The organism is Duganella sp. S19_KUP01_CR8, from assembly GCF_036688705.1.
Classification (GTDB): Bacteria; Pseudomonadota; Gammaproteobacteria; order Burkholderiales; family Burkholderiaceae_D; genus Rugamonas.
In genome coordinates, this window is record NZ_JAQQPR010000032.1 from 1 (window position 1) to 23,974 (window position 23,974).

Annotated in this window: 26 protein-coding genes and 2 tRNA genes; 2 read left to right on the forward strand and 26 right to left on the reverse strand. The window is 62.2% G+C overall.

Translation table 11 applies throughout. From position 1 onward, the window contains the following. The 26 genes from V6M89_RS25540 to V6M89_RS25665 all read right to left on the reverse strand — a co-directional run bounded on the left by V6M89_RS25540 (position 1) and on the right by V6M89_RS25665 (position 22,489). A tRNA-Gly gene (locus tag V6M89_RS25540) sits at positions 1-76 on the reverse strand. 66 nt (positions 77-142) lie between these two features. After that, a tRNA-Gly gene (locus V6M89_RS25545) sits at positions 143-218 on the reverse strand. Between the two features lie 71 nt (positions 219-289). After that, positions 290-2,269, reverse strand: a complete 1,980-nt coding sequence (locus V6M89_RS25550; RefSeq protein ID WP_332855844.1) for a DUF6351 family protein — start codon at positions 2,267-2,269, stop codon at positions 290-292. Positions 2,270-2,324: 55 nt separating this feature from the next. Beyond that, entirely contained in the window at positions 2,325-2,909 is a 585-nt protein-coding gene (pgsA, locus tag V6M89_RS25555) for a CDP-diacylglycerol--glycerol-3-phosphate 3-phosphatidyltransferase (protein ID WP_332855845.1), read from the reverse strand. Positions 2,910-3,005: 96 nt separating this feature from the next. After that, on the reverse strand, positions 3,006-4,868 hold the full coding sequence (gene uvrC / locus V6M89_RS25560) for an excinuclease ABC subunit UvrC (RefSeq protein ID WP_332855846.1): 1,863 nt from the start codon (positions 4,866-4,868) through the stop codon (positions 3,006-3,008). A 98-nt stretch (positions 4,869-4,966) separates the two neighbouring features. Continuing rightward, on the reverse strand, positions 4,967-5,362 hold the full coding sequence (acpS, locus tag V6M89_RS25565) for a holo-ACP synthase (protein ID WP_332855847.1): 396 nt from the start codon (positions 5,360-5,362) through the stop codon (positions 4,967-4,969). Next, on the reverse strand, positions 5,359-6,120 hold the full coding sequence (gene pdxJ / locus V6M89_RS25570; protein WP_332855848.1) for a pyridoxine 5'-phosphate synthase: 762 nt from the start codon (positions 6,118-6,120) through the stop codon (positions 5,359-5,361). Before pdxJ ends, acpS begins: the two co-directional genes overlap by 4 nt. Before the next feature lie 21 nt (positions 6,121-6,141). Beyond that, positions 6,142-7,011, reverse strand: coding sequence for a DNA repair protein RecO (gene recO / locus V6M89_RS25575; RefSeq protein WP_332855849.1), 870 nt, complete (start codon positions 7,009-7,011; stop codon positions 6,142-6,144). Between the two features lie 12 nt (positions 7,012-7,023). Then, complete coding sequence (gene era, locus V6M89_RS25580) at positions 7,024-7,926, reverse strand: GTPase Era (protein WP_332855850.1); 903 nt, start codon at positions 7,924-7,926, stop codon at positions 7,024-7,026. A 14-nt stretch (positions 7,927-7,940) separates the two neighbouring features. After that, on the reverse strand, positions 7,941-8,747 hold the full coding sequence (gene rnc / locus V6M89_RS25585) for a ribonuclease III (RefSeq protein ID WP_332855851.1): 807 nt from the start codon (positions 8,745-8,747) through the stop codon (positions 7,941-7,943). 24 nt (positions 8,748-8,771) lie between these two features. After that, positions 8,772-9,161: a DUF4845 domain-containing protein gene (locus V6M89_RS25590; protein WP_332855852.1), complete on the reverse strand. Its 390-nt coding sequence runs from the start codon at positions 9,159-9,161 to the stop codon at positions 8,772-8,774. A 38-nt stretch (positions 9,162-9,199) separates the two neighbouring features. Further along, positions 9,200-10,117: a signal peptidase I gene (gene lepB / locus V6M89_RS25595; RefSeq protein ID WP_332855853.1), complete on the reverse strand. Its 918-nt coding sequence runs from the start codon at positions 10,115-10,117 to the stop codon at positions 9,200-9,202. Further along, positions 10,114-11,907: a translation elongation factor 4 gene (gene lepA / locus V6M89_RS25600; RefSeq protein WP_332855854.1), complete on the reverse strand. Its 1,794-nt coding sequence runs from the start codon at positions 11,905-11,907 to the stop codon at positions 10,114-10,116. The genes lepB and lepA overlap by 4 nt, the downstream gene beginning before the upstream one ends. Positions 11,908-12,153: 246 nt before the next feature. Continuing rightward, entirely contained in the window at positions 12,154-12,399 is a 246-nt protein-coding gene (locus V6M89_RS25605; protein ID WP_332855855.1) for a glutaredoxin family protein, read from the reverse strand. A 103-nt stretch (positions 12,400-12,502) separates the two neighbouring features. Beyond that, complete coding sequence (locus tag V6M89_RS25610; protein ID WP_442882001.1) at positions 12,503-14,026, reverse strand: Do family serine endopeptidase; 1,524 nt, start codon at positions 14,024-14,026, stop codon at positions 12,503-12,505. A gap of 132 nt (positions 14,027-14,158) precedes the next feature. Then, a complete protein-coding gene (locus V6M89_RS25615; RefSeq protein WP_332855856.1) occupies positions 14,159-14,485 on the reverse strand; it encodes a sigma-E factor negative regulatory protein in 327 nt (108 codons plus the stop codon). A gap of 87 nt (positions 14,486-14,572) precedes the next feature. Continuing rightward, positions 14,573-15,196, reverse strand: coding sequence for an RNA polymerase sigma factor RpoE (gene rpoE / locus V6M89_RS25620; RefSeq protein ID WP_199538386.1), 624 nt, complete (start codon positions 15,194-15,196; stop codon positions 14,573-14,575). Positions 15,197-15,252: 56 nt separating this feature from the next. Then, positions 15,253-15,681 (reverse strand): protein YgfX, encoded by a 429-nt coding sequence (locus tag V6M89_RS25625; protein ID WP_332855857.1) that lies wholly within the window; start codon positions 15,679-15,681, stop codon positions 15,253-15,255. A gap of 178 nt (positions 15,682-15,859) precedes the next feature. Continuing rightward, positions 15,860-17,107: a beta-ketoacyl-ACP synthase II gene (gene fabF, locus V6M89_RS25630; protein ID WP_116988243.1), complete on the reverse strand. Its 1,248-nt coding sequence runs from the start codon at positions 17,105-17,107 to the stop codon at positions 15,860-15,862. Between the two features lie 30 nt (positions 17,108-17,137). Then, positions 17,138-17,377, reverse strand: a complete 240-nt coding sequence (gene acpP / locus V6M89_RS25635; RefSeq protein WP_008449912.1) for an acyl carrier protein — start codon at positions 17,375-17,377, stop codon at positions 17,138-17,140. Positions 17,378-17,533: 156 nt separating this feature from the next. Beyond that, positions 17,534-18,280, reverse strand: a complete 747-nt coding sequence (fabG, locus tag V6M89_RS25640) for a 3-oxoacyl-ACP reductase FabG (RefSeq protein WP_332855858.1) — start codon at positions 18,278-18,280, stop codon at positions 17,534-17,536. A 45-nt stretch (positions 18,281-18,325) separates the two neighbouring features. Continuing rightward, positions 18,326-19,267, reverse strand: coding sequence for an ACP S-malonyltransferase (gene fabD, locus V6M89_RS25645; protein ID WP_332855859.1), 942 nt, complete (start codon positions 19,265-19,267; stop codon positions 18,326-18,328). Positions 19,268-19,367: 100 nt separating this feature from the next. Then, entirely contained in the window at positions 19,368-20,354 is a 987-nt protein-coding gene (locus V6M89_RS25650) for a beta-ketoacyl-ACP synthase III (RefSeq protein WP_332855860.1), read from the reverse strand. Between the two features lie 15 nt (positions 20,355-20,369). Next, on the reverse strand, positions 20,370-21,431 hold the full coding sequence (plsX, locus tag V6M89_RS25655; protein WP_332855861.1) for a phosphate acyltransferase PlsX: 1,062 nt from the start codon (positions 21,429-21,431) through the stop codon (positions 20,370-20,372). 194 nt (positions 21,432-21,625) lie between these two features. Further along, positions 21,626-21,808 (reverse strand): 50S ribosomal protein L32, encoded by a 183-nt coding sequence (gene rpmF, locus V6M89_RS25660; protein WP_008449924.1) that lies wholly within the window; start codon positions 21,806-21,808, stop codon positions 21,626-21,628. A gap of 183 nt (positions 21,809-21,991) precedes the next feature. Beyond that, positions 21,992-22,489 (reverse strand): YceD family protein, encoded by a 498-nt coding sequence (locus tag V6M89_RS25665; protein WP_332855862.1) that lies wholly within the window; start codon positions 22,487-22,489, stop codon positions 21,992-21,994. Between the two features lie 128 nt (positions 22,490-22,617). Between V6M89_RS25665 and V6M89_RS25670 the strand changes: the two genes are divergently transcribed. Together V6M89_RS25670 and V6M89_RS25675 are read left to right on the forward strand one after the other, a co-directional pair. Continuing rightward, positions 22,618-23,208 (forward strand): Maf family nucleotide pyrophosphatase, encoded by a 591-nt coding sequence (locus V6M89_RS25670; RefSeq protein ID WP_332855863.1) that lies wholly within the window; start codon positions 22,618-22,620, stop codon positions 23,206-23,208. Positions 23,209-23,216: 8 nt separating this feature from the next. Beyond that, entirely contained in the window at positions 23,217-23,942 is a 726-nt protein-coding gene (locus V6M89_RS25675) for an SAM-dependent methyltransferase (RefSeq protein WP_332855864.1), read from the forward strand. Positions 23,943-23,974 lie beyond the last annotated feature (32 nt).

Here is a 23,974-nt window from a genome sequence, read left to right on the forward strand (position 1 = left end):
TGGAGCGGGAGAAGAGTCTCGAACTCTCGACCTCAACCTTGGCAAGGTTGCGCTCTACCAACTGAGCTACTCCCGCATTTGGAGTCCAACATCATAGCAGCTAGCGATCAATATTGCCAGTGCTACTTAGTTCTTGATAACTTGGAGCGGGAGAAGAGTCTCGAACTCTCGACCTCAACCTTGGCAAGGTTGCGCTCTACCAACTGAGCTACTCCCGCGTCGCTGTCATCAACAACAGGCCAGCATTATAGAGGATCCATGACGCCTGTCAATGGCCTTGATGCCAATCTTATCGGTTCCGCTCCAAAACCGGCGGCCGGCCCTGGTCCGGCTGGCTGTAATCGCAGACGCCACGCGGGAAAATCCGCTGCAGCCTGGCCTGTTGCCGCACCGTCCAGGCCACGCCGGCGGGATAGCCGCCGTCCCGCAGCGCCTGCGCCACCGGCTTCAGCGCGCACTTGAAGATGTCGCCCTTGAGGGACTCCCCCGCGACCATGCGCGGGCTGGAATACAGCGGGAAGGCCCTGGTGCAGGCGCCCGGTGGCTTGCGGTCCAGGATGCCGTCCCAAGCCGCCGGGCCGGATGCGATCACGGCGCCGCCGGTATCGATGCAGCGGTCGGTGAACTCCGCCGGCGGCGCGCCGCCGCTCAGGCGCTTATCCATGACCGACAAGGCCTCCAGCACCCGGGCCGGCATGTCGGCCTCGGTGCGGGTGAACCAGATCACCTGGTTCTGCGCATCGCGAGCATTGCCAGCTTGCAGGCGGGCCCGCACTGAGAAGGCCTGCCGCGCGTTGTGCATGTTCAGCTCCGGCTCCAGATAGGGCCGCAGGTCTATCATCGGAATGCCCAGGCGCTGGCCGGTGAACACCTGGCCGGACGTATAAGCCTTGCGCATGGCGTCGACGCTGCCGCTGCGGCGCGCTGAGGGCGTGCCGTCCGGATCGCGGCAGGTGGCGCTGCGCAGCATGTTGTGGCTGTCGTAGGGGTCGTCCTTGCCCTGCCAATCCACGAAGTCGGCCTGCTCCTTCCAGCCGCCCACGCAGGCGTTGAGGCGCAGGAATTCGTCGACGCCGATCCGCCCTGCCCTCAGCGCCTGCAGGCCGTATTGCACGCCCTCGTTGTCGACAGAGATGGGCGCATAGCCTTTCGCATCGGTGCCGTAGATGTCTTCCAGATCGTTCCAGTGCGTCCATTTGACCTTGTCGAACGCGCCGGCGGGATAGCGGTAGAAGGTCGCGGCCAGGTCGTAGCGGTCGTCCTTGTAGCGCGGGTTCAGCACCGTCACGATCGCCATCTTCCAGCCGTTGATGCACTCGGTTGACCCGGCGGCGCCGGTCCAGGCGTGTTTGGCGGTGTCGCTGGCGTTCATGCCTTCGATAGCGATTTGACTGGTCCACCTGGCCCATGGCGACGCCGGATCGAGCGCCACTTCGTCCTTGAAGTATTGGCTCAGCAAGGGGCAATCCGAGACCGGGATGGTCTGCGTGATCATGTCGGGATAGGACTGCAGCGGAATGCCGCCATCCAGCAGGCCGGGATGGTTTTGCGCGAACAGGTACTGCTGCACCGCCCCGCCCGACCCACCCAGGCCGATGGTGAACAGCGGCGCGCCATAGGCTTCGACAAAGCGGGCCTTGGTCAGCATGGCGGTCTGCCCGGCCAGGCGCATGTTGTAGTGGACGCCGGCCTCATTGCCGGTCGAGCTGACGATGGCGTAGCCCTGCTCCAGCATGGGCACCATCAGCTGCCGCTCGTTGCCACTCAAGCCTCCGGGCTTGAACCACAACGGCAAGCCTTGATGATGGCCGATGCCGACACCGCCGCCCAGCCAGTACACCAGCTTGCGGTTCCAGGCCGCCGGCTCGGGCCTGGCGGCCGGCGCCAGCATGGCGATGGTGTAGACGAAGCGGTTAATGGTGCCCACCTCAACCCGCACCACGAACGGCACGGCCGCGCCGTTGCGCTGTATCGTCGTCAGGTCTGGGGGCGGCGCGGTGTAGCCGGTGGCGGGATCGAATGGCTTGAAGCGGCTGCCGGCAAGGTAGAAGTACTGGACCCGCGTCGCGATGCCGCAATTGCGGCTGTAGCCGACGATGGCGCCGCTGTTTTCATCGACCACGGGGTGGCCGATGCCGTCCTGGTTGTCGACGCTGGGCTGGCCCAGGCCAGCTTCCTGCGTGCGGCAGACGAAGGGTTGTTGCTGCGCCTGCGCTGCCAGGCAGATTGCGGTTGCCGCGCAAGCGGCCAGGAATCTCCAAAACGCCATGGCGAGTGCTCCTGATCTGGTGTGGTGAGCTTCGCCAGATCATAGCATTTTGTTATTAACTCAGCGTGCCCGCTTTTTCCTTGATCAGCGGCCACGCCAGGCGCAGGTAGTAGAACATCGACCACACCGTCAGCACGGCCGCCACTTCCAGCAGGCGCGAGCCCCAGAACTGGGTGTCGATGGCGCCCGCCAGCACGTCATGGAACAGCAGCAGCGGGATGGCCGTCATTTGCGCTGTGGTCTTGATCTTGCCCAGCGAGCTGACCGCCACCGATTTGGAGGCGCCGATCTGCGCCATCCATTCGCGCAGCGCCGAGATGGCGATCTCGCGGCCGATGATGACGAACGACAGCACGGCGTTGGCGCGGTCCAGCTGCACCAGCACCAGCAGGGCGCCAGCCACCATCAGCTTGTCCGCGACCGGGTCGAGGAAGGCGCCGAAGGCCGAGGTCTGGTTCCAGCGGCGCGCCAGGAAGCCGTCGAACCAGTCGGTGACGGCGGCGACGATGAACACCAGCGTGGCCGCAAGGTTCTGATCCGCCACGGGCAGGACGGTGGTGGGCAGATAGTAGACGCCTACCACCAGCGGAATCAGCGCAACGCGCAACCAGGTCAACAGTATCGGTATATTGAAGGGCATAAGCTCGGAAATTAGTGCGGCCGTGAAAATTGTTAATGCGCCGCTAGTCTACCTTGCCGCAGCACATTAAACCAGCGCACTGTTGTTGTGCACGCCTCAATGCAGTTGGCGGTAGATCTCTTCGGCCAGGGCGCTGGAGATGCCCTCTACCTGCTTCAGGTCCTCGATGCTGGCGTCGACCACCCCGCGCAGGCCGCCAAAGCGCGCCAGCAGGCGCTGGCGGCGCTTGGCGCCGATGCCCTCGATCTCCTCCAAACGCGAGGTCTGGCGCGTCTTGGCGCGCTTGGCGCGCATGCCGGTGATGGCGAAGCGGTGCGCCTCGTCGCGGATCTGCGCCACCAGCATCAGCGCCGCCGATTCCTTGCCCAGCTCCTGCGAGGCCCGGCCGTCGACGAACATCAGCGTCTCCAGGCCGACGCGCCGCCCTTCCCCTTTGGCGACGCCGACGATCAGGCTGATATCCAGCCCCAGCTCGGCGAACACCTGGCGCGCCATTTCGATCTGGCCCTTGCCGCCGTCGATCAGCACCACGTCCGGCATGACGCCGTCGCCGTTGGCGACCTTTTCGTAGCGGCGCATCAGCACCTGGCGCATCGCCGCGTAATCGTCGCCAGGGGTGATGTCGTTGATGTTGTAGCGGCGGTATTCGCCGTTCTGCATCTGGTGGTGATGGAACACCACGCACGAGGCCTGCGTGGCCTCGCCCTGCGTGTGCGAGATGTCGAAGCATTCCACGCGCAGCGCGTCGATGTCTTCCGGCTCCAGTTGCAGCGCCTCGACCAGCGCGCGCGTGCGCGACTGCTGCGAACCCTGCTCCGACAACAGCCGCGCCAGCGAGATCTCGGCGCCCTTCTGCGCCAGCTCCAGCCATTTGCGGCGCTGGTCCTGCGGCTGGAAGATCAGGTTGATGCGGTGGCCGCACTGCTCCTGCAAGGCCTGCATCAGCGCCGGGTGGTCGAATTCGATGTTCAGGATCAGCGTGCCGGGGATGAATTTCTCGGTGTAGTGCTGGACCAGGAAGGCGGCCAGCACCTCAAGTTCGATCGGTTCTTCCGCAATCGCGGCGGCGTCGCCGATGTGGTTGGGGAAGTAGGCGCGGTCGCCCAGGTGGCGGCCGCCGCGCACCATCGCCAGGTTGACGCAGGCGCGGCCGCCCTGCACCAGCACGGCGATGATGTCGACGTCGGCGTCGCCGGTGGTTTCCATGCTTTGCTGGTGCAGCACGCGCGACAGCGACTGGATCTGGTTGCGCACCCCGGCGGCCAGCTCGAATTTGAGTTCGCCGGCGTAGGCGTGCATTTTCTTTTCCAGGTCGGCCATCACTTCGCTCTGGCGGCCGCGCAGGAAGCGCGCGGCGTTTTCGACGTCGGCCTTGTAGTCGTCCTTGCTGATCAGGTCCACGCACGGTCCGCTGCAGCGGCCGATCTGGTGCAGCAGGCATGGGCGGGTGCGGTTGGAATAGACGCTGTCTTCGCAGGTGCGGATCAGGAACACCTTCTGCAGGATCTGCATCGATTCCTTGACCGCCCACGAGCTGGGGAACGGGCCGAAATACTGGTTCTTCTTGTCCACCGCGCCGCGGTAGTAGACCATGCGCGGCGCGTCGCCGCCGGTGATCTTCAGGTACGGGTACGATTTATCGTCGCGGAACAGGATGTTGAAGCGCGGGCTCAGGGCCTTGATCAGGTTATTCTCAAGGATCAGCGCTTCGGCTTCGCTGTGGGTGACGGTGGTCTCCAGCCGCGCGATGCGCTCGACCATCATGGCGATGCGCGGGCTGCTGAGGTTTTTCTGGAAGTAGCTGGAGACGCGCTTCTTCAGGTCGCGTGCCTTGCCGACGTAGAGCACTTTGTCGTCGGCGTCGAAATAGCGGTACACGCCCGGCAGGTTGGGCAGCTTGGCCACGGTGGCCAGTACTTGTTCGCGCGGGTCGGGCACGATGGTTACTTCGTCAGTCAATTCTCACCTCTGGCAGCCGCTCCGTCATTCCCGCGAAAGCGGGAATCCATGCTGAGCTGGCGTTCTATGGATTCCCGCCTGCGCGGGAATGATGTAGCTTAATTTGCTTGTTCCACTATCACGAAGGCGACGGCGTATTCCTCTTCGTCGCTGACGGTCACCTGTGCCGACAGCTTATGCTTGTCCATGAATTCCTTCAATACGCCGCTGCAGACGATCATCGGCTTGCCGCTGGGCGCGTTGAGCATCTGCGCGGCCGGCCAGGTCATCGGCATGCGCATGCCCAGGCCGATCGCCTTGGAGAACGCTTCCTTGGCGGCGAAACGCGTGGCGACGAAGCGGATGCCGCGCGCCGCGTTCTTGGCCTTGCGCGCCAGGTACTTTTCCATCTCCTGCGGACCGAGGATCTTGGCGGCGAAACGATCGCCGTGGCGCGCCAGCGCCGCCTCGATGCGCGGGATCTTGCAGATGTCGGTACCTATGCCGTAGATCACTTGGCCCGTCCCAGGCGGGTCGAGACCATGATGGCCTTCATCTCGCGCACGGCGTTTTCCCAGCCGACGAACACCGAATGGGAAACGATGGCGTGGCCGATATTGAGCTCGGCGATTTCCGGGATGGCGGCGATGGCTTGCACATTGGTGTAGTGCAGGCCGTGGCCGGCGTTGACCTTCAGGCCTTTCGATACGCCGTACAGCACGCCGCGATGGATGCGTTCCAGCTCGGCGGCCTGCTCGGCGCCTTCGGTGTCGGCATAGCGGCCGGTGTGCAGCTCGATCACCGGCGCGCCGATTTCGGCGGTGGCGTTCATCTGCGCTTCATCGGCGTCGATGAACAGGCTGACGCGGATGCCTTCGGCCTGCAACTGCTTGACGGCGGCCTGCACGGCCTTGAAATGGGTGACGACATCGAGGCCGCCTTCGGTGGTGACTTCGGTGCGCTTCTCGGGCACCAGGCAGACGTCGGACGGCTTGATGCGGCAGGCGAAGTCGATCATCTCCTGGGTGACGGCGGCTTCCAGGTTCATGCGGGTCAGCAGCTGGGGCGCCAGCGCGATCACGTCGGCGTCCTTGATGTGGCGGCGGTCTTCGCGCAGGTGCAGCGTGATGCAGTCGGCGCCGGCCTGCTCGGCCAGCAGCGCGGCGCGGATCGGATCCGGATAGGTGGTGCCGCGCGCGTTGCGCAGGGTGGCGACGTGGTCGATGTTCACGCCGAGGTCGATGATGGTGCCGGAGGGTTGCAGGAAGCTCATTAGTTTATACCGTTTATCTAGTTATAACTGCATCAAGTCGATCAGGATCTGGCGCGTGTTCAACGGCGCGCCGCCCAGGTGGTGCGCCAGCAGGAAGCGCATCAGCTGCTTGCTCTGCGCCTGGGTGGCGGCGTCCTGGTAGTCTTCGCGTTCCATGTCGAGCAGGGTCTTGCCGGCCACGCGCGGCCACGGGTCGGCGGCGCGCTCGGGGCGCGGGCCGCGTTCCGGGTCCACCACGTAGACCACGTCGGCCTGCACGGCGCGGCGGGTTTCGGTGCAGCGGGTCAGGTCGGCGGAGACGCCTGTCTCTTTAAGTAGGGCCCGTTCGAATTTTCTCAAGACGATGGGCGCGGGTTCGTTGTGCGCCAGCTGGTTCAAAGTGGCGACATAGTGGTCGAACAGGCGCGGGTGCGCGTCGTCGCGCGCCAGCAGCTTGACCAGCAGTTCGTTCAGGTAGAAGCCGCAAAGCAGCGCGGTCTTTTCCAGCGGCAGCATGCCGCCCACCCATTCGGCCTCGGTCAGCGTGCGCAGTTCGGATTTACCGACCCAGCTGGAGGACAGCGGCTGGAAGGTTTGCAACACGCCGCGCAGTTGCGAGTGCGGCCGCTTGGCGCCCTTGGCGATCAAAGCCACGCGGCCGAAGTCGCGTGTGAACAGGTCGATGATGAGGCTGGTTTCTTTGTAGGGATAGCTGTGCAGGACGAAGGCCGGCTGGCCTGCAACCTTGGTGCCGAAGGTGCGCTCGCGCGACGGCGCGCGCGGGCGTTTGGGTGGTGCTGGTGCTGCAGGGGTTGCTAGTGCTGCCGGGGCGGGCACCACTTCACGCTCCGCCTCAGGCGCGGCCTGCTGCGGTGCCGCTGCGATGTCGGCGTCTAGCGTGGTGGTGGACATCGCCCCTCTTTCTTACTCGTAGCCGTAGGCGCGCAGACCCGCTTCGTTGTCGGCCCAGCCGGATTTGACCTTGACCCAGATCTCCAGGTACACGGGGCCGCCGAACAGTTTTTCCATGTCCAAACGCGCTTGCGTGGACACTTCCTTCAGGCGCGCGCCCTTGTTACCGATGATCATGGACTTGTGCGTATCGCGCTCGACCAAGATGGCGGCGAACACGCGGCGCAGGTCGCCCTCCTGCTCGAACTGCTCGATCAGCACGGTGCTGGTGTAAGGCAGCTCGTCGCCGACGAAGCGGAACAGTTTTTCGCGGACGATTTCCGACGCCAGGAATTTCTCGCTGCGGTCGGTGATGTCGTCCGGCCCGAAGATAGGCTGGTTCTCCGGCAGGAAACGCTTGATCTCTTTTTCCAGGCCGTCCAGCTGGAAGCGCAGCTTGGCCGACACCGGCACGATGGCGGCGAAGTTGAACTTGGCCGCGACCTGCTGGGCGAACGGCAGCAGCACCGCCTTGTCCTTGACGCGGTCGGATTTGTTGATCACCAGGATCACCGGCACTTCGGACGGCAGCAGGTCCATCACTTGCTGGTCGGCCGGGCCGAAGGTGCCCGCCTCGATCACATACAGGATCAGGTCGGACGAGATCAGGGTGTTGGTGACGGTCTTGTTGAGCGTCTTGTTCAGCGCGTTCGAGTGGCGGGTCTGGAAGCCCGGCGTGTCGACGTAGATGAACTGCGCGTCGTCGTGGGTCTGGATGCCGGTGATGCGGTGGCGCGTGGTTTGCGCCTTGCGCGAGGTGATGCTGACCTTGGCGCCAATCAGCGTATTCATCAGGGTCGATTTGCCCACGTTCGGGCGGCCCACGATGGCGATATAGCCACAACGGAAGTTGGCGGAGGTCGTTTCGGTATTCATTTCAGTTTCTCTTTTTACTTGTTTGCTGCTTTGGCAGGCGGTGGCGACGGTTCATTACCGGCCTCGGTCGTCTGCACGGTGGCGATGCCGGCCAGCTTGAGCTGGGCAGCGCGCGGTTTGGACTTGCGGCCGGCGGCCGGTGTCTTCACCAACGCTTGTTCGGCCACTTCCAGCGCCAGTTTGGCGGCGGCCTGTTCGCCGGCGCGGCGGCTTCCGCCACGGCCGTAGACCTGGATGCCCAGCTTGGGCACCAGGCACTCGATTTCGAATTCCTGGCTGTGCGCGGCGCCATGGGTGGCAACCACATTGTACAGCGGAAGCGAAATCTTCTTACTTTGCAGGAATTCCTGCAGCAGGGTCTTGGCGTCCTTGCCCAGGGTTTGCGGGTCCACCGATTCCAGGATGGGAATGTAGAAGGCCCGGATCACATCGCGCGCGGGGTTGAAGCCGCCGTCGAGGAAGATGGCGCCCAGCAGCGCTTCCAGCGTGTCGGCCAGGATCGAAGGACGGCGGAAACCGCCCGACTTCAATTCCCCTTCCCCCAGCCGCAGGAACTGCGACAGCTCCAGCTTTTGCGCGATCTCGTACAGCGACTGCTGCTTGACCAGGTTGGCGCGCAGGCGCGACAGGTCGCCCTCGTCGATCGTCACGAAACGCTCGTACAGGATGGACGCGACCACGCAGTTCAGGATCGAATCGCCCAGGAACTCCAGTCGTTCATTATGCAAACTGCTGTGGCTACGGTGCGTCAAGGCTTGCTGCAACAGGCCAGCATCCTGGAACGTATAGCCTAAACGGTTTTGCAATAACTGAAGATTCATTGTTCTGTACGATTCTTTACTGACTTATTGATCGGTCTTGGCCGGGGCCGGCACGCCGTTTTTCGACGTCGTGCCCTGGTATTCCAACAGCAGGCTGGCCGGTCCGACCAGTGGGATTTTCTTTTCGTAGGCGAAGCTGATTTCGAACTCGCCGTTTTCCTTGGCGATCAGCAGATCGTGGCTGGTGATCGAGCTGATGTAGCCGGTGGTGGCGTTGGCGTCGAACGATTTCTGCATTTCCAGCACGGAACCGCCGGTGGCCTTGGCCGTGACGATGGCGTTCTGGATCGCCCGGTACTCGGTGTAGGTCGGCACGATCTTCAGCGCCAGCACGCCGATGAAGCCCAGCGCGGCCAGCACGATGATCAGTCCGACCAGGGAAACGCCCTTCTGCTGCTTTAAGCTTGATTGCATCTTAGTCCCTTTCGCCAAGGCCCGCTGAGCGTCGATGTTTAGTGGATGCTGCCGATGCGGCGCAGGTTACCCAGGTTCATCCATACGAAGAATGCTTTACCGACAATGTTCTTGTCCGGCACAAAGCCCCAGTAGCGGCTGTCCGCACTGTTGTCGCGGTTGTCGCCCATCATGAAGTAATTGCCCTGCGGAACTACGCAGGTGAAGCCTTCATACTTGTAGGTGCAGTTTTCGCTGTACGGGAACTTCTTCACGCCATCCAGGCTCAGCGTAGGCGCAGCCTCGTTGTTGAGGATGCGGTGGCTGACGCCGGTCAGGTTTTCCTGGAACTGCTTGTTGTATTGCAGGTGCTCGTCGTCGAGGTAGTCGTCCAGCGGCGTGTACTTCACTTCCACGCCGTTCACCGTTAAGCGCTTGTTTTCATATGTGATTTTATCACCCGGCACGCCAATGACGCGCTTGATGTAATCCTGGCTCATATCCATCGGATATTTGAACACCATCACGTCGCCGCGCTGCGGATTGTTGATCTGCACGATCTTCTGGTTCAGCACCGGCAGGCGGATGCCGTAGGTGAACTTGTTCACCAGGATCAGATCGCCCACCAGCAGGGTCGGCACCATCGACGACGACGGGATCTTGAACGGCTCGTACAGGAACGAACGCAGGAAAAACACCAGCGCGATCACCGGGAAGAAACTGCCCGAGTATTCGATCCAGGTCGGCTGGCGCAGCAGAGCGGCTTCGATCGCGGCGCGGTTGCCCTGGTTGTCGACCTTGATGCCGTCGGCCGTCAGCTTGGCGTTGCGGGCGTCGTAGTCGGCCAGCGCGCGGTCGGCGGCGGCGCGGCGCTGCTTGGCCAGGTAGAACACATCCAGGAACCAGATCACACCGGTGATCAACATCAGTACGAACAGGATTAAAGCAAAATTACCTAAGATCACTTGCAGGTTCATTTGTCGTCCACTTGTAAGATTGCCAGGAACGCTTCTTGTGGAATCTCTACCGAGCCCACTTGCTTCATGCGTTTTTTACCTGCTTTTTGCTTCTCCAGCAGCTTCTTCTTACGGCTGATGTCGCCGCCGTAGCACTTCGCCAGCACGTTCTTGCGCAAGGCCTTGACGTTCTCGCGCGAGATCACGTTGACGCCGATGGCGGCCTGGATCGCCACGTCGAACATCTGGCGCGGGATCAGTTCGCGCATCTTGGCTGCCACCTGGCGGCCGCGATAGGCGGAGTTGGAACGGTGCACGATGATGGCCAGCGCATCGACTTTTTCGCTGTTGATCAGCATGTCGACCTTGACCACGTCGGAGGCGCGGTATTCCTTGAACTCGTAGTCCATCGAGGCATAGCCGCGCGAGGTGGATTTCAGCTTGTCGAAGAAGTCCAGCACGATCTCGCCCATCGGCATTTCATACACCAGCTTGACCTGGCGGCCGTGGTAGGCCATGTCCATCTGCACGCCGCGCTTGCTGATGCACAGCGTGATCACCGAGCCGACGTATTCTTGCGGCATGTACAGGTTGACCGTGACGATAGGCTCGCGGATTTCGTTGATCTTGGTCGGCTCCGGCATCTTCGATGGATTGTCCACCTTGATGATGCTGTTGTCGCGCATGACCACCTCGTACACCACGGTCGGGGCCGTCGTGATCAGGTCCTGGTCGAATTCGCGCTCCAGGCGCTCCTGGACGATTTCCATGTGCAGCAGGCCGAGGAAGCCGCAGCGGAAGCCGAAGCCCAGCGCCTGCGATACTTCCGGCTCGTACATCAGCGCGGCGTCGTTCAGTTTCAACTTTTCCAGCGAGTCGCGCAGCGCGTCGTACTGGTTGGCTTCGACCGGGAACAGGCCGGCGAACACTTGCGGCTGCACTTCCTTGAAGCCTGGCAGCGGCGCGGCGGCAGGACGGTTGGCCAGGGTGACGGTATCGCCCACCTTGGCGGCCTTCAATTCCTTGATGCCGGCGATGATGAAGCCCACCTGGCCGGCCGACAGCTGCGGCAGCGAGACCGAGCGCGGCGCGAAGATGCCGACGTCTTCCACCAACTGCAGCGAGTCGGTCGCCATCAGCTTGATCTTGTCCTTCGGCTTGAGGGTGCCGTTCATCACGCGCACCAGCATCACCACGCCGACGTAGGCGTCGTACCAGGAGTCGACGATCAGCGCCTGCAGCGGCGCATCCGGGTCGCCCTTCGGTGGCGGGACCTTGGCGATGATCGATTCCAGCACGTCTTCCACGCCCAGGCCGGTCTTGGCCGAGCAGTGGACGGCGTCGCCGGCTTCGATGCCGATCACGTCTTCGATCTCGGCGATCGCGGTCGGAGGATCGGCGTTCGGCAAGTCGATCTTGTTCAGCACCGGCACCACTTCCACGCCCAGGTCGAGCGCGGTGTAGCAGTTGGCCACGGTCTGGGCTTCCACGCCTTGCGAGGCGTCGACCACCAGCAGCGCGCCTTCGCAGGCGGACAGCGAGCGCGACACTTCGTAGGAGAAGTCGACGTGGCCTGGGGTGTCGATCAGGTTCAGGTTGTAGATCTGGCCGTCGCGGGCCTTGTATTGCAGGGCCGCGGTCTGTGCTTTGATCGTAATGCCGCGTTCGCGCTCCAGATCCATCGAATCGAGCACTTGCGACTCCATCTCGCGTTCGGACAAGCCACCGCACAATTGAATGATACGGTCCGCCAAGGTGGATTTACCGTGGTCGATGTGGGCGATGATGGAAAAATTGCGTATGTTGTTCATTAACAAATATTCAAAAACGGGTTTGAAACGACGGGGCGCGGAAACAGAGCGCAATACGAAAAAAGCGCTCCGAGCGGGGCGGTAATGCCCTGGCGAGCGCCTTGATGACAGCCACTAAAAGCAAAACGGAAGCTTTTCTACCCCCGCATTTTACCGGATTTCAGAGGGGAAAGGCCGACTTATGCGGTGCGAAATGCATATTGCTTAAGGTTCGGGGGCAAAAAATGTCGTGGAAATGCTTATTTATTAAGCAGAGTTGAGCAGTTGCTGCACTTTTGCTTCGTCCAGGAAGTAGTGGCACAGCTCGGGCTGGGACAGGTCGGCGTACAGCACCGGGACCAGTTCGTCGAAACGGGCCACCAGGGCATCGTCGGCATCGACGTCGATCACGTCGACGGTGATCGTCCGTTCCGGCGTTTGCAGGCGCATCAGGGCGTCCAGCATGTCCTGGCAGAGGTGGCAGTAGCTGCGGGAGTAGAGGGTGAAGTGCATGGTATGCGGGAACCGCTCACCCCGCATTGCGGCGACCTGGGGTCTGACCCCGTACGGGGGCAGACCCCGACCTTCGCGGGGTACTGCGCGGCTCAATCTGCCTTTACTTGGCGCTAGGACGCACGGAAACGAACTGCGCGACGTCGCCGCGGCGCACCAGCAGCACCGAGGCCTTCTTCGCGTCGAGCTTGGCTACGGCCGCGTTGAACTGCTTGGCGTCCTTGACTTCGACGTTATTCAACTGCAGCAGCACGTCGCCTTCCAGCACGCCGGCGCGGCCGGCCACGCCTTCGGCCGAGTCCACCACCACGCCGCCGTCAACGCCCAGGTCCTTCTTCTGCTCGGCCGTCAGGTCGCTGACCTTCAAGCCCAGCGCGTTGGCCTTGACCACAGCTTCCGGCTCGGCCCCGCTCCCCTTGCCTTTGCCTTTGCCGGCCTTGGCGGTCTTGTCCGCCTCCAGCTCGGCCACGGTCACCGCCAGCTCCAGCTGCTGGCCCTTGCGCCACACCGTCACGGTGGCCTTGCTGGCCAGCGCCGTGCCGCCCACCAGGCGCGGCAGGTCGGACGAACGGTTCACCGGCACGCCGTTGAATTTGAGGATGATATCGCCCGCCTTGATGCCTGCCTTGTCGGCAGGACCGCCCGGCTCCACCAGCGACACCTCGGCGCCCTGCGCGCTCTTCAGGCCCAGCGATTCCGCCACTTCCTTGCTGACTTCGCCGATCTGCACGCCGATGCGGCCGCGCGTGACCTTGCCGCTCTTCTTCAATTGTTCCGAAACGCGGATCGCCTCGTCGATCGGCACGGCGAAGGAAATGCCGTTGTAGCCGCCCGACAACGTGGCGATCTGCGAATTGATGCCGATCACCTCGCCGCGCATATTGATCAGCGGGCCGCCCGAGTTGCCGGGATTGACCGCGACGTCGCTCTGGATCAGCGCCAGGTAGTCGCCGGTGTCGCGCTGCTTGGCCGAGATGATGCCGGCGGTGACGGTGTTTTCCAGGTTGAACGGCGAGCCGATCGCGATCACCCATTCGCCGACGCGGATCTTGTCCGAATCGCCCATGATCAGGAACGGCAGCTTGTCGCCCTCGATCTTCAGCACGGCGACATCGGTGCGGGCGTCGGCGCCCAGCACCTTGGCCTTGAACTCGCGCTTGTCGGTCAGCGTGACGAACACCTCATCGGCGCCGTCGACCACGTGGGCATTGGTCATCACATAGCCGTCGGCCGACAGGATGAAGCCGGAACCGACGCCGCGCTGCACCGGCTCGTCGGACGGCGCCTGGCGGCGGCGCGGCGTGCTCTTGCCGCCGGGATTGCCCGGCTGCGGCAAGGCGCCGCCAAAGAAGCGGCGCAGGAATTCCTGCATTTCCTCTTCGCCCGGCTGGCCGTCGGCGTTGCCGCGGCTGCCCAGCTTGAGGCGTTCGGTGGTGCGGATGTTGACCACGGCCGGACCGACGCGGTCGACCAGGTCGGCAAAGTCCGGCAGGCCGATGACGGCGCCGGTGACCGGCGCGGCGGCCGTTGCGGTCGCCATGCCGAGCACGGCCGGCGACATCCATACGCTTGCGCTGACCAGCAGCGCAGAAAGAGTTTTACTACCAGCAGAGAAATTATTTTTCATGGAAAGTATCGGTCTTTATAAAGTTCTGGAACGCAAATACCCCTCGGGCAAGTTGCGCGAGGCTAAGGCTAGCGTATGGTAAGCGAAAAGTCGCCTGATGGCGCGCTCGCAGATCTTATAAGCGTATGCGTTTCAAGGCAAGATGACATCCGCCCGCGACTCGGCCGACGACTGGACCGAATCGGACGCCTGGGCATCGGCCGCGCGGCCCGCCGGCGCGGCGTCGGGGACATGGGCGGGCTCGGCTGCCAGGCGGGCTGCCAGCGAGGCGCTGAAGCCGTCGCTCAGCTCGCCTCGGGCCTGGTCGCGCAGCACATCGCCGGTCAGATGGTAGGCGCGCCAGGCGGCCTGCCCTTCCGCCGTGTCCAGCGCCGCCAGGGCCAGCTCCCGCTCGCTGTCCGCCAACTCGCCGTCGGCCAGCGCCGAGATGTTTTCGTGCAGTCTCTTCTGGGTATCCATCGCGTTTCCCGCCATGTCAAAACAAGTCCGCTACGCCAGCCGCAGGCGCATTGCCAGACGCCAATAACAATTGCCATCATTCGCCGCTTACCAGCGCTTGTCAACCGGCAAATCCAGCAAAGGCCTCAATTTTTCGGCGATGACTTCGCGGGCGCGAAAAATGCGACTGCGCACCGTGCCGATCGGACAGGCCATGATGTCGGAAATTTCCTCATAGCTCAGTCCCTCGATCTCGCGCAAGGCGATCGCGGTGCGCAAATCCACGGGCAAGGCATCCATCGCCGCGTTGACGGTCTGGGCGATCTGCTTGCTTGCCAGCATGGATTCCGGCGTATTGATGTCGCGCAAATGCTCGCCATCGTTAAAGGCTTCGGCTTGTTCGGCGTCGGCTTCGGTCGACGTGGGCGTGCGGCGCCCTTGCGTCGCCAGAAAATTCTTGGCGGTATTGATGCCGATGCGGTACAGCCACGTATAAAAGGCCGAGTCGCCGCGGAAATGCCGCAGCGCGCGGTAGGCCTTGATAAATGTCTCCTGCACCACATCCTCGGCTTCGGCCGGGTCGTGGACGATGCGCGACAGCAGGCGCATCAGCCGGCGTTGGTACTTCGCCACCAGCAGATCAAACGCCTGCTTGTCACCATCCCGTACCCGGTCCACCAGCACCTGGTCGCACTCACGTTCTGTCGTCACTCCTGCATTCCTCGGTGGCATGCAGCGCGGCCGAATAATATAGCCATATGCTATAGAGTTAGCCCGCTGCAAGAAGTTCACAGTGTTCGCGTTTTTATTTCAGCCCGTGTGGCGATGGCCCGGCTAGCCAGCGACAAGGCGCGCCAGTCGGCGGGCGTCACGCTGTCGGGCAACACCGTCACCAGCTGCACATTGCCGTCGCCGTCGCCCAGCCGTAACATCAGCAAGCCCGGCCATATGGTCGAGCCTTCCAGCAGGCGCAGCGCCATCCCCGTCTCCCGGTATACCGTCAGCCGCAATTGGCCGACAGCGGAAATATCAAGCTGACGTGCAAAACGATACGGACGCCCCCGCCACAGGCCAAATAGCCCGGCCAGCACGCAACACAATGGCGCGCACCAGCCGGGACAGGCGGCGGCCGACATGATCGCGCAGCAACACGCGCCGGCATGCAGCAAGCGCAAACCGGACGAGGGGCGAACGATGACGGAAACCGCAATCGACATGACAGCAGCATGCGTTCAACAACGGTTCAACAAAATTGGGAATTACAATCGGAAGCGCCGGCCGCGAAGGCCGGGCAATTCTGGCGCCGGCGAATGCCGGCGCCGAATCCACGCTCACCCTGTTTTTGACAGGGATCGCGGGGATTAGTTCAACGCGAAGTCGAACTTTTTACGGACTTTAGATCTTGCCGAACACCAGGCTACCGTTGGTGCCGCCGAAGCCGAACGAGTTCTTGACTGCATACTCGATCTTCATCGGACGGGCCACGTTAGCGCAGAAGTCCAGGTCGCAAGCAGGGTCCTGGTTGAAGATGTTGATGGTCGGAGGCGACACCTGATGGTGTACCGCCAGTACCGTAAACACTGCTTCCAGGCCGCCAGCGCCGCCCAACAGGTGACCGGTCATCGACTTGGTCGAATTGATCACCATGTTCTTGGCGTGCGCGCCGAAGGTGCGCTTGATGCCCTGCACTTCCGCCACGTCGCCTTGCGGGGTCGACGTGCCGTGTGCGTTCAGGTATTGCACCTGGTCCGGATTGATGCCGGCGTTGGCCAGCGCTGCAATCACGGACTTGCTGCCGCCGCTGCCATCTTCCAATGGCGAGGTCATGTGATAAGCGTCAGCGCTCATCCCGAACCCCAGCAGTTCAGCGTAGATCTTGGCGCCGCGGGCCTTGGCGTGTTCGTACTCTTCGAGCACCATCACGCCAGCGCCTTCGCCCAGCACGAAACCGTCGCGGTCCATGTCCCAAGGGCGGGACGCGGTCGCTGGATCGTCGTTGCGGGTCGACAGCGCGCGGGCCGAGGCGAAACCGCCCAGACCCAGTGGCGACACGGTCGATTCCGCACCGCCGGCCACCATGACGTCGGCGTCGCCGTACTCAATCATGCGGGCAGCCGCGCCGATGCAGTGCAGGCCGGTGGTGCAGGCCGTGACGATCGACAGGTTAGGACCACGCATGCCGTACTTGATCGACAGGTTGCCCGAGATCATGTTGATGATCGAGGCAGGCACGAAGAACGGCGAGATACGGCGCGGACCGCGCTTGTCGTACTCTTCCTTGGTTTCTTCGATCAGCGGCAGGCCGCCGATACCGGAACCGATGATGACGCCGATACGATCAGCGTTCTCTTCGGTGACGACGATGCCGGAGTCTTGCACCGACTGCATGCCGGCCGCCATGCCGTAATGGATAAAGGTATCCATGTGGCGCGCTTCCTTAGCGGGGATGTAATCCTCGATATTGAAGCCTTTGACTTCACCGGCGAACTTGGTGGTGAAAGCTTGCGCATCAAACTTGGTGATGTTGGCAATCCCGGATTTACCCTCGGTGATCGCGGCCCACGATTCGGCAACAGTATTGCCGACCGGAGTCACGGCGCCCAGGCCGGTGATGACAACACGACGGTTTTTAGAACCTCTCAAGCGATTCTCCTAAAGTCGATCGGGCAGAAATTACGCCTTGACGTGGGCGGTAGCGTAGTCGATCGCTTGCTGCACGGTGGTGATCTTTTCTGCTTGTTCGTCAGGGATTTCCATTTCGAATTCGTCTTCCAGGGCCATCACCAGTTCCACGGTGTCCAGGGAGTCAGCGCCGAGGTCGTCGACGAACGAGGATTCGATCTTGATGTCTGCTTCGGCGACGCCCAGTTGCTCAGCGACGATTTTCTTAACGCGTTGTTCGATATCCGACATGTTATGGCTCCATTTTGTTTGTTACGGAAAGCGCGCATTTTATCAGGTTTGCGCACTGAAAAACTAATTTCGGTAGCTGCTGCGTATTTGCCTACAACTAATCCGAAATCACTGCTAAAAGACGAGAACCGGTGGATTTTACGCCACCGGAACACATCAATTCATGTACATCCCGCCGTTCACGTGCAGGGTGGTACCGGTAATATACGCCGCTTGCGGCGACGCCAGGAAGGCCACGGCCGCGGCGATATCCTCGGGCTTGCCCAGGCGCGCCAGCGGAATCTGCGTCAGCAAGGCGGCGTGCTGCTCTTCGCCCAGCGCCTTGGTCATGTCGGTGTCGATGAAGCCCGGCGCCACGCTGTTGACAGTGATGTTGCGGCTGCCGATCTCGCGCGCCAGCGCGCGGCCCATGCCCTCGACGCCGGCCTTGGCGGCGGCGTAGTTCATCTGGCCCGGATTGCCGGAGGACGCCACCACCGAAGTGATGTTGATGATACGGCCGGTCTTGGCCTTCATCATGCCGCGCAGCACGGCGCGCGACAGGCGGCCGACCGAGCTCAGGTTGGTGGCGATGACACTGTCCCACTCCTCGTCCTTCATGCGCATGGCCAGTTGGTCCTGCGTGATGCCGGCATTGTTGACCAGAATGCCGACGGCGCCCCAGGTCTTGCTGATTTCGTCGATGACGGCGGCGCAGCGCTCGGCGTCGGTAACGTTGAGGACCATGCCCTTGCCTGCTTCAGCGCCGAACTCGGCCAGGTAGGCCGAGATCGCTTCAGCACCGGCTTCGGTGGTGGCGGTGCCGATCACGCGGGCGCCTTGACGGGCCAGCTCCTGGGCTATGGCCTTGCCGATGCCGCGCGATGCGCCCGTTACCAGGGCAACTTGATTTGCTAAATTCATTTGTATCCTTAAACGTTTAGGGAGTGTGCCTGAAGACCCGCTAGCTTATTTGAGCACGGTCAACACGCGTTCCAGCGAGGCTTGATCGGTGATGGCGTCGCCAACCAGGGTGGCGTCGATGCGCTTGGTCAAGCCCATCAGCACCTTGCCCGGACCGCACTCGACCACTTGCGTGATGCCTTCGGCGGCGACCTTCTGCATGGTTTCAACCCAGCGCACCGGCGCGGCGGCCTGGCGCACCAGCGCATCCTTGATGCTGGCCGGATCGTTCAGCACGGCGACGTCGACGTTGTTGATCAGCGCGATCTGCGGCGCCGAGAAAGTCAGCTCGGCCATGTAGTCACGCAGGCGGTCCGACGCCGGCTTCAGCAGCGACGAGTGGAACGGCGCCGACACCGGCAGCTTCATGGCGCGCTTGGCGCCCTTGGCCTTGGCGATCTCGCAGGCGCGCTCGACAGCGATGGTGTCGCCGGCGATCACCACTTGCAGCGGCGCGTTGAAGTTGACCGCTTCGACCACAGCGCCGGGCACGGCGGCGGCGGCTTCGGTGCAGGCGGCGCGGACGTCGTCGTCCGACAGGCCCAGCACGACGGCCATGGTGCCCATGCCGACCGGCACGGCTTCCTGCATCGCCTGCGCGCGGAAGCGCACCAGCGGCACGGCATCCTTGAACGAAATCACACCGGCAGCCACCAGCGCCGAGTACTCACCCAGGCTGTGGCCGGCAACGATGGACGGCAGCGGGCCGCCGGCGGCGATCCACGCGCGGTAGACGGCGACCGCGGCGGTCAGCATGATGGGCTGGGTGTTGGTGGTCAGGTCCATGTCTTCCTTCGGACCCTCGGCCATCAGCTTGCCCAGGTCGAACTGCAGCGCGTCGGACGCTTCGGCGATGGTTTGCGCCACCACCGGGTTGCCGGCGAAGCCGTCCATCATCGCGATCGCTTGCGAACCCTGGCCTGGAAATACAAAAGCAAATTTAGTCATACTTCATCCATCTCATTTTTATTGAACGCTACGCTAGCATGCCATCGTGACAGGCTTACTACCGCTGAGCCCGTTAGAACTCTAATTCTAATTCAGGCCGTTAAAACCGCGCCAAAACCGCGCCCCAAGTGAAGCCGCCGCCCACACCTTCCATCATGATGTGCTGGCCTTTCTTGATGCGGCCATCGCGCACGGCGACGTCCAGCGCCAGCGGGATCGAAGCGGCCGAGGTGTTGCCGTGCTGGTCGACGGTGACCACCATCTTCTCGGCAGGCAGGCCCAGCTTCTTGGCGGTGCTGTTCATGATGCGGATATTGGCCTGGTGCGGAATCAGCCAGTCGATCTGGTCGGCGGTCATATTGGCTTTGTCCAGCGCTTCGTGCGCGACTTTTTCCAGTACCGACACGGCCAGCTTGAACACGGCGGGACCATCCATGTACAGGAAGGCGCTGCCGGCAACCGCGCCGCCATCGACCGAACCCGGCACGCTGAGGATGTCCGAATGACGGCCGTCCGCGTGCAGCTTGGTGGCCAGGATGCCCGGCTCTTCCGATGCGCTCAGCACGATGGCGCCGGCGCCGTCGCCGAACAGCACGCAGGTGGTGCGGTCGTCGAAATTGAGGATGCGCGAGAACACTTCGGCGCCGATCACCAGCACGTTCTTGTGCACGCCGGCGCGGATGAAAGCGTCGGCGGTGGAGACGGCGTAGACGAAGCCGCTGCACACGGCTTGCACGTCAACCGCCGCGCCATTGTTGGTGATGCCCAGTTTTTTCTGCACGATGCAGGCGGTGCTGGGGAAGCTGCCGAAGAAGTCCGGCGTCGAGCTGGCCAGCACGATCAGGTCGATGTCGTTCGGCTCCAGGCCGGCCATCTCCAGCGCCTTCTTGGCGGCGTTGACCGCCAGGTCCGACGATTTTTGCTCAGGCTCGGCGAAGTGGCGCGCCGAAATACCGCTGCGGCTGACGATCCATTCGTCCGAAGTCTCGATGCCTTTGGCGGCGAGTTGATCAGCCAGATCCTGGTTGCTCACCCGCTTTTCCGGCAGATAGCTGCCGGTGCCTATAATTTTGCTGTACAAAGTCATGCCGTCTACCGTCCACTAAATAGTTGAGCCAGGTACTTCCGGAATTTCGGTGTTGCGCGGCATGAGCTCGGCGATCATTTCCGAGATATGTCCCAACACATCATTTTCTGCAGCATCATACGCCCGTCGGATCGCCCATTCAAATGAATAGGCATCGGCGCCGCCGTGGCTCTTGAACACCAGGCCGCGCAGGCCCAGCAGACTGGCCCCATTATGGCGCGATGGCTGGAAGCGGTCTTTGACCGCCTTCAGCGCGCCGCCACCGAGCAAGGCGCCCAGCATGGTCAACAGGTTGCGCTTGAATTCGGTGCGCAGCGTGTCGCCGAAGAAGCGCGCCACGCCCTCCACCGCCTTCAGCGTGACGTTGCCGACGAAGCCGTCGCACACCACGATGTCGGCGGTGCCCTTGAAGATGTCGTTGCCCTCGACGTTGCCGTAGAAGTTGAGCGCGCCGCGCTCGTGATCGGCCTGCAGCAGCTTGCTGGTGGCCTTGACCACTTCGTTGCCCTTGATGTCCTCGGTGCCGACGTTCAGCAGGCCGATGGTCGGGCGTTCGATTTTTTCCATGGCCGAGACCAGCACCGAACCCATGATGGCGAACTGGTGCAGGTGATGCGGTTCGCAATCGACGTTGGCGCCCAGGTCCAGCATATAGGTCGGGCCATTCTTCTGGTTCGGCATGATGCCGCAGATGGCAGGACGGTCGACGCCGGTCATGGTCTTGAGCACGTAGCGCGAGACCGCCATCAGCGCGCCGGTATTGCCGGCCGAGACGCAGGCTTGCGCCTTGCCGTCCTTGACCTGCTCGATGGCGACGCGCATCGACGAATCCTTCTTGCGGCGCAGGGCCACTTCGAGCGGATCGTCCATGGTGACTTGTTCGGAGGCGTGCACCACGCTCAGGCGCGGATGCGCCTCGGCATGATGCTTCTTGAGTTCCGCGCGGATAACGTCTTCCAAACCGACCAAAATCAGTTCAGCATCAGGCTCGCGTTTGACGAAGGAAATAGCTGCGGGGATAGTGACCGAGGGGCCGTGATCTCCGCCCATGCAGTCGATAGAAATTTTGATTGTCATTTGTTTTGATTCAGTACCACGCTCCAGCCTTTGCGAGGCAAGCTGCGGCAAGCTGCGGACCAACCGGTTCCAGGTCTACGCGTTTCAAAATGACGGTGTGCAAAAGAGGATTGCAGCCGATGATAAAGAAAAAGCGATGCTTCGCGAGTTATCCACGTAGCACCGCCTATTTCCGGGTCCAGCAAAAGCGTCGATTACTCGTCGTTTTTGGTTTTCAGGACTTTACGACCACGGTAGAAGCCGTTAGGGCTGATGTGGTGACGCAGGTGGGTTTCACCGGTGGTTGGCTCGATACCCAGTTGTGGAGCAACCAGGAAATCGTGCGAACGGTGCATACCGCGCTTCGAAGGGGACTTCTTGTTCTGTTGAACTGCCATGTTAATGACTCCTAATACATAAGTTCTAAAATTTTAACACATTCGACCAGCAAATACATGCGAATCGAGTATCCTGCCGGCAAAACTTAACCGGCATAGTTAAACTGAGATTTACTACATTTCACTGCTGACTTGCCATACTCGATTTACTACACGCGTTTGACACGTTCTTTACAACACTACTTATTCGGATTTGAGGCCCTTGAGGGCGTCGAACGGCGACAACTTTTCGCTTTTTGCCTTGTCCAGCAGAGCGGTCTCGGGGCAGTCATCATGTTTCGGCGTATGCGGCAGGGCCAGCAACGCTTCATCCTCCACCAAGTCCATCAGCTCCATGCTGCGGCTGCCGACGATCACATCGATCGTCTCGTCGTTGAGCATTTCTTCGATCTCGTCAGCTTGCTCATCGTCCTTGCCCAGCATCAGCACCGTTTGGGCGTCGATGGTGTGCGCGTAAGGCGTCAGGCAGCGCTGGCAGACCAGTTGCACGGTGCCGGTAACCGACAGCGTCATCTGCGGGAAGCCCATCTTGCTGGTGCCCCCTACTGCTTTCCAGGTGATCGTGCCCGACGTATCGGCACAATCCTTGGTCAAACGGGTCATTTCGGCAACAGGCGTCGTGCCGTGCTGGCTGCCGTTGCTCCGACAAAAATCAAAGGCGTCGATCACAATAGCATTCATTACAGAAATTTCCCCGGAAAACCTGCGATAATAACAGGGTTTTCATCGTCAAGTCAAAGCCTTAGCGTATTTTTCGTTCTTTTTGTGCCGCTGGCACGTCCGGCGACAGAGCATATAACATTCCCCACATGACATCAAGTTTACTCGTACTCGCCTCCAGCTCCGCCTACCGCAAGGAACTCTTGTCACGGTTGCAACTGCCGTTCGACGTGGCGGTGCCGGACATCGAAGAAAGCCCCCTGCCCGGCGAGACGCCCAGCGCCACCGCGCTGCGCCTGGCGCGCGAAAAAGCCGCCGCCGTGGCCGCCAAGATGCCGGGCCGCGTCGTCATCGGCTCCGACCAGGTCGCCACGCTGGACGACCAGCAAATCGGCAAGCCGGGCAACCATGCCAACGCGCTGGCCCAGCTGCAGACCATGCGCGGCCGCGAGGTGATCTTCCACACCGCGCTATGCGTGTGGGATGGCCGCGACCAGAGCTTCCAATTAGAAGACATCCAGACTGTCGTAAAGTTCCGCGACCTGCCCGATGCCGAGCTGGACGCCTACCTGCGCATCGAGCGGCCCTACGACTGCGCCGGCAGCGCCAAGAACGAGGCGCTCGGCATCACCATCCTGGAACGCATCGACAGCAGCGACCCGACCGCCCTCACCGGCTTGCCTTTGATCGCGCTGACAGGCATGCTGCGCAAGATAGGCGTTTCCTTTTTTAATCTTTGACTGTTTTTATGCCCGGCACCCTCTTTTTAATACCGAACACCCTGGGCGAGACTGAAGCGCTCGCCTCCGTGCTGCCCGAACAAGTGCAGCAGATCACCTCGCAGCTCGATTATTTCGTCGCCGAGAACGCCAAGACCGCGCGCGCCTTCCTCAAGCTGGTCAACGCCCAGCATCCGCTGGCCAAGCCGCTGCAGGAAATCACCATCTGCGAACTGAACGTGAACACCCCGGCGGCCGCGCTGGCGGGCCTGCTGGCGCCGCTGCTGGCCGGACGGGACGGCGGACTGGTGTCGGAAGCCGGCGTGCCGGCGGTGGCCGATCCCGGCGCCGACCTGGTGCGCCTGGCGCATCAGCACAATATTCCGGTGCGGCCGCTGGTGGGGCCGTCGTCGTTGCTGCTGGCCGTCATGGCGAGCGGACTGAACGGCCAGAGCTTCGCCTTCAACGGCTACCTGCCGACCGACGCAGCGCAGCGCACCACCCGCATCAAGGAATTGGAACTGCGTTCGCGCAAGGAAAAGCAGACGCAGCTGTTCATCGAGACGCCCTACCGCAACGCCGCCATGCTGGAAGCGCTGATCGCGGCCTGCGCGCCGGGCACGCTGGTGTGCGTGGCGACCGACCTCAGCCTGCCATCGGAAACCATCCGCACCATGACCGCGTCGCAATGGAAAAGCGCGAAGGCGCCGGACTTCCACAAGAAGCCGACCGTGTTCCTGCTGCTGGGACAGTAAGCCGGAGTCGTTCCCGCGCACGCGGGAATCCA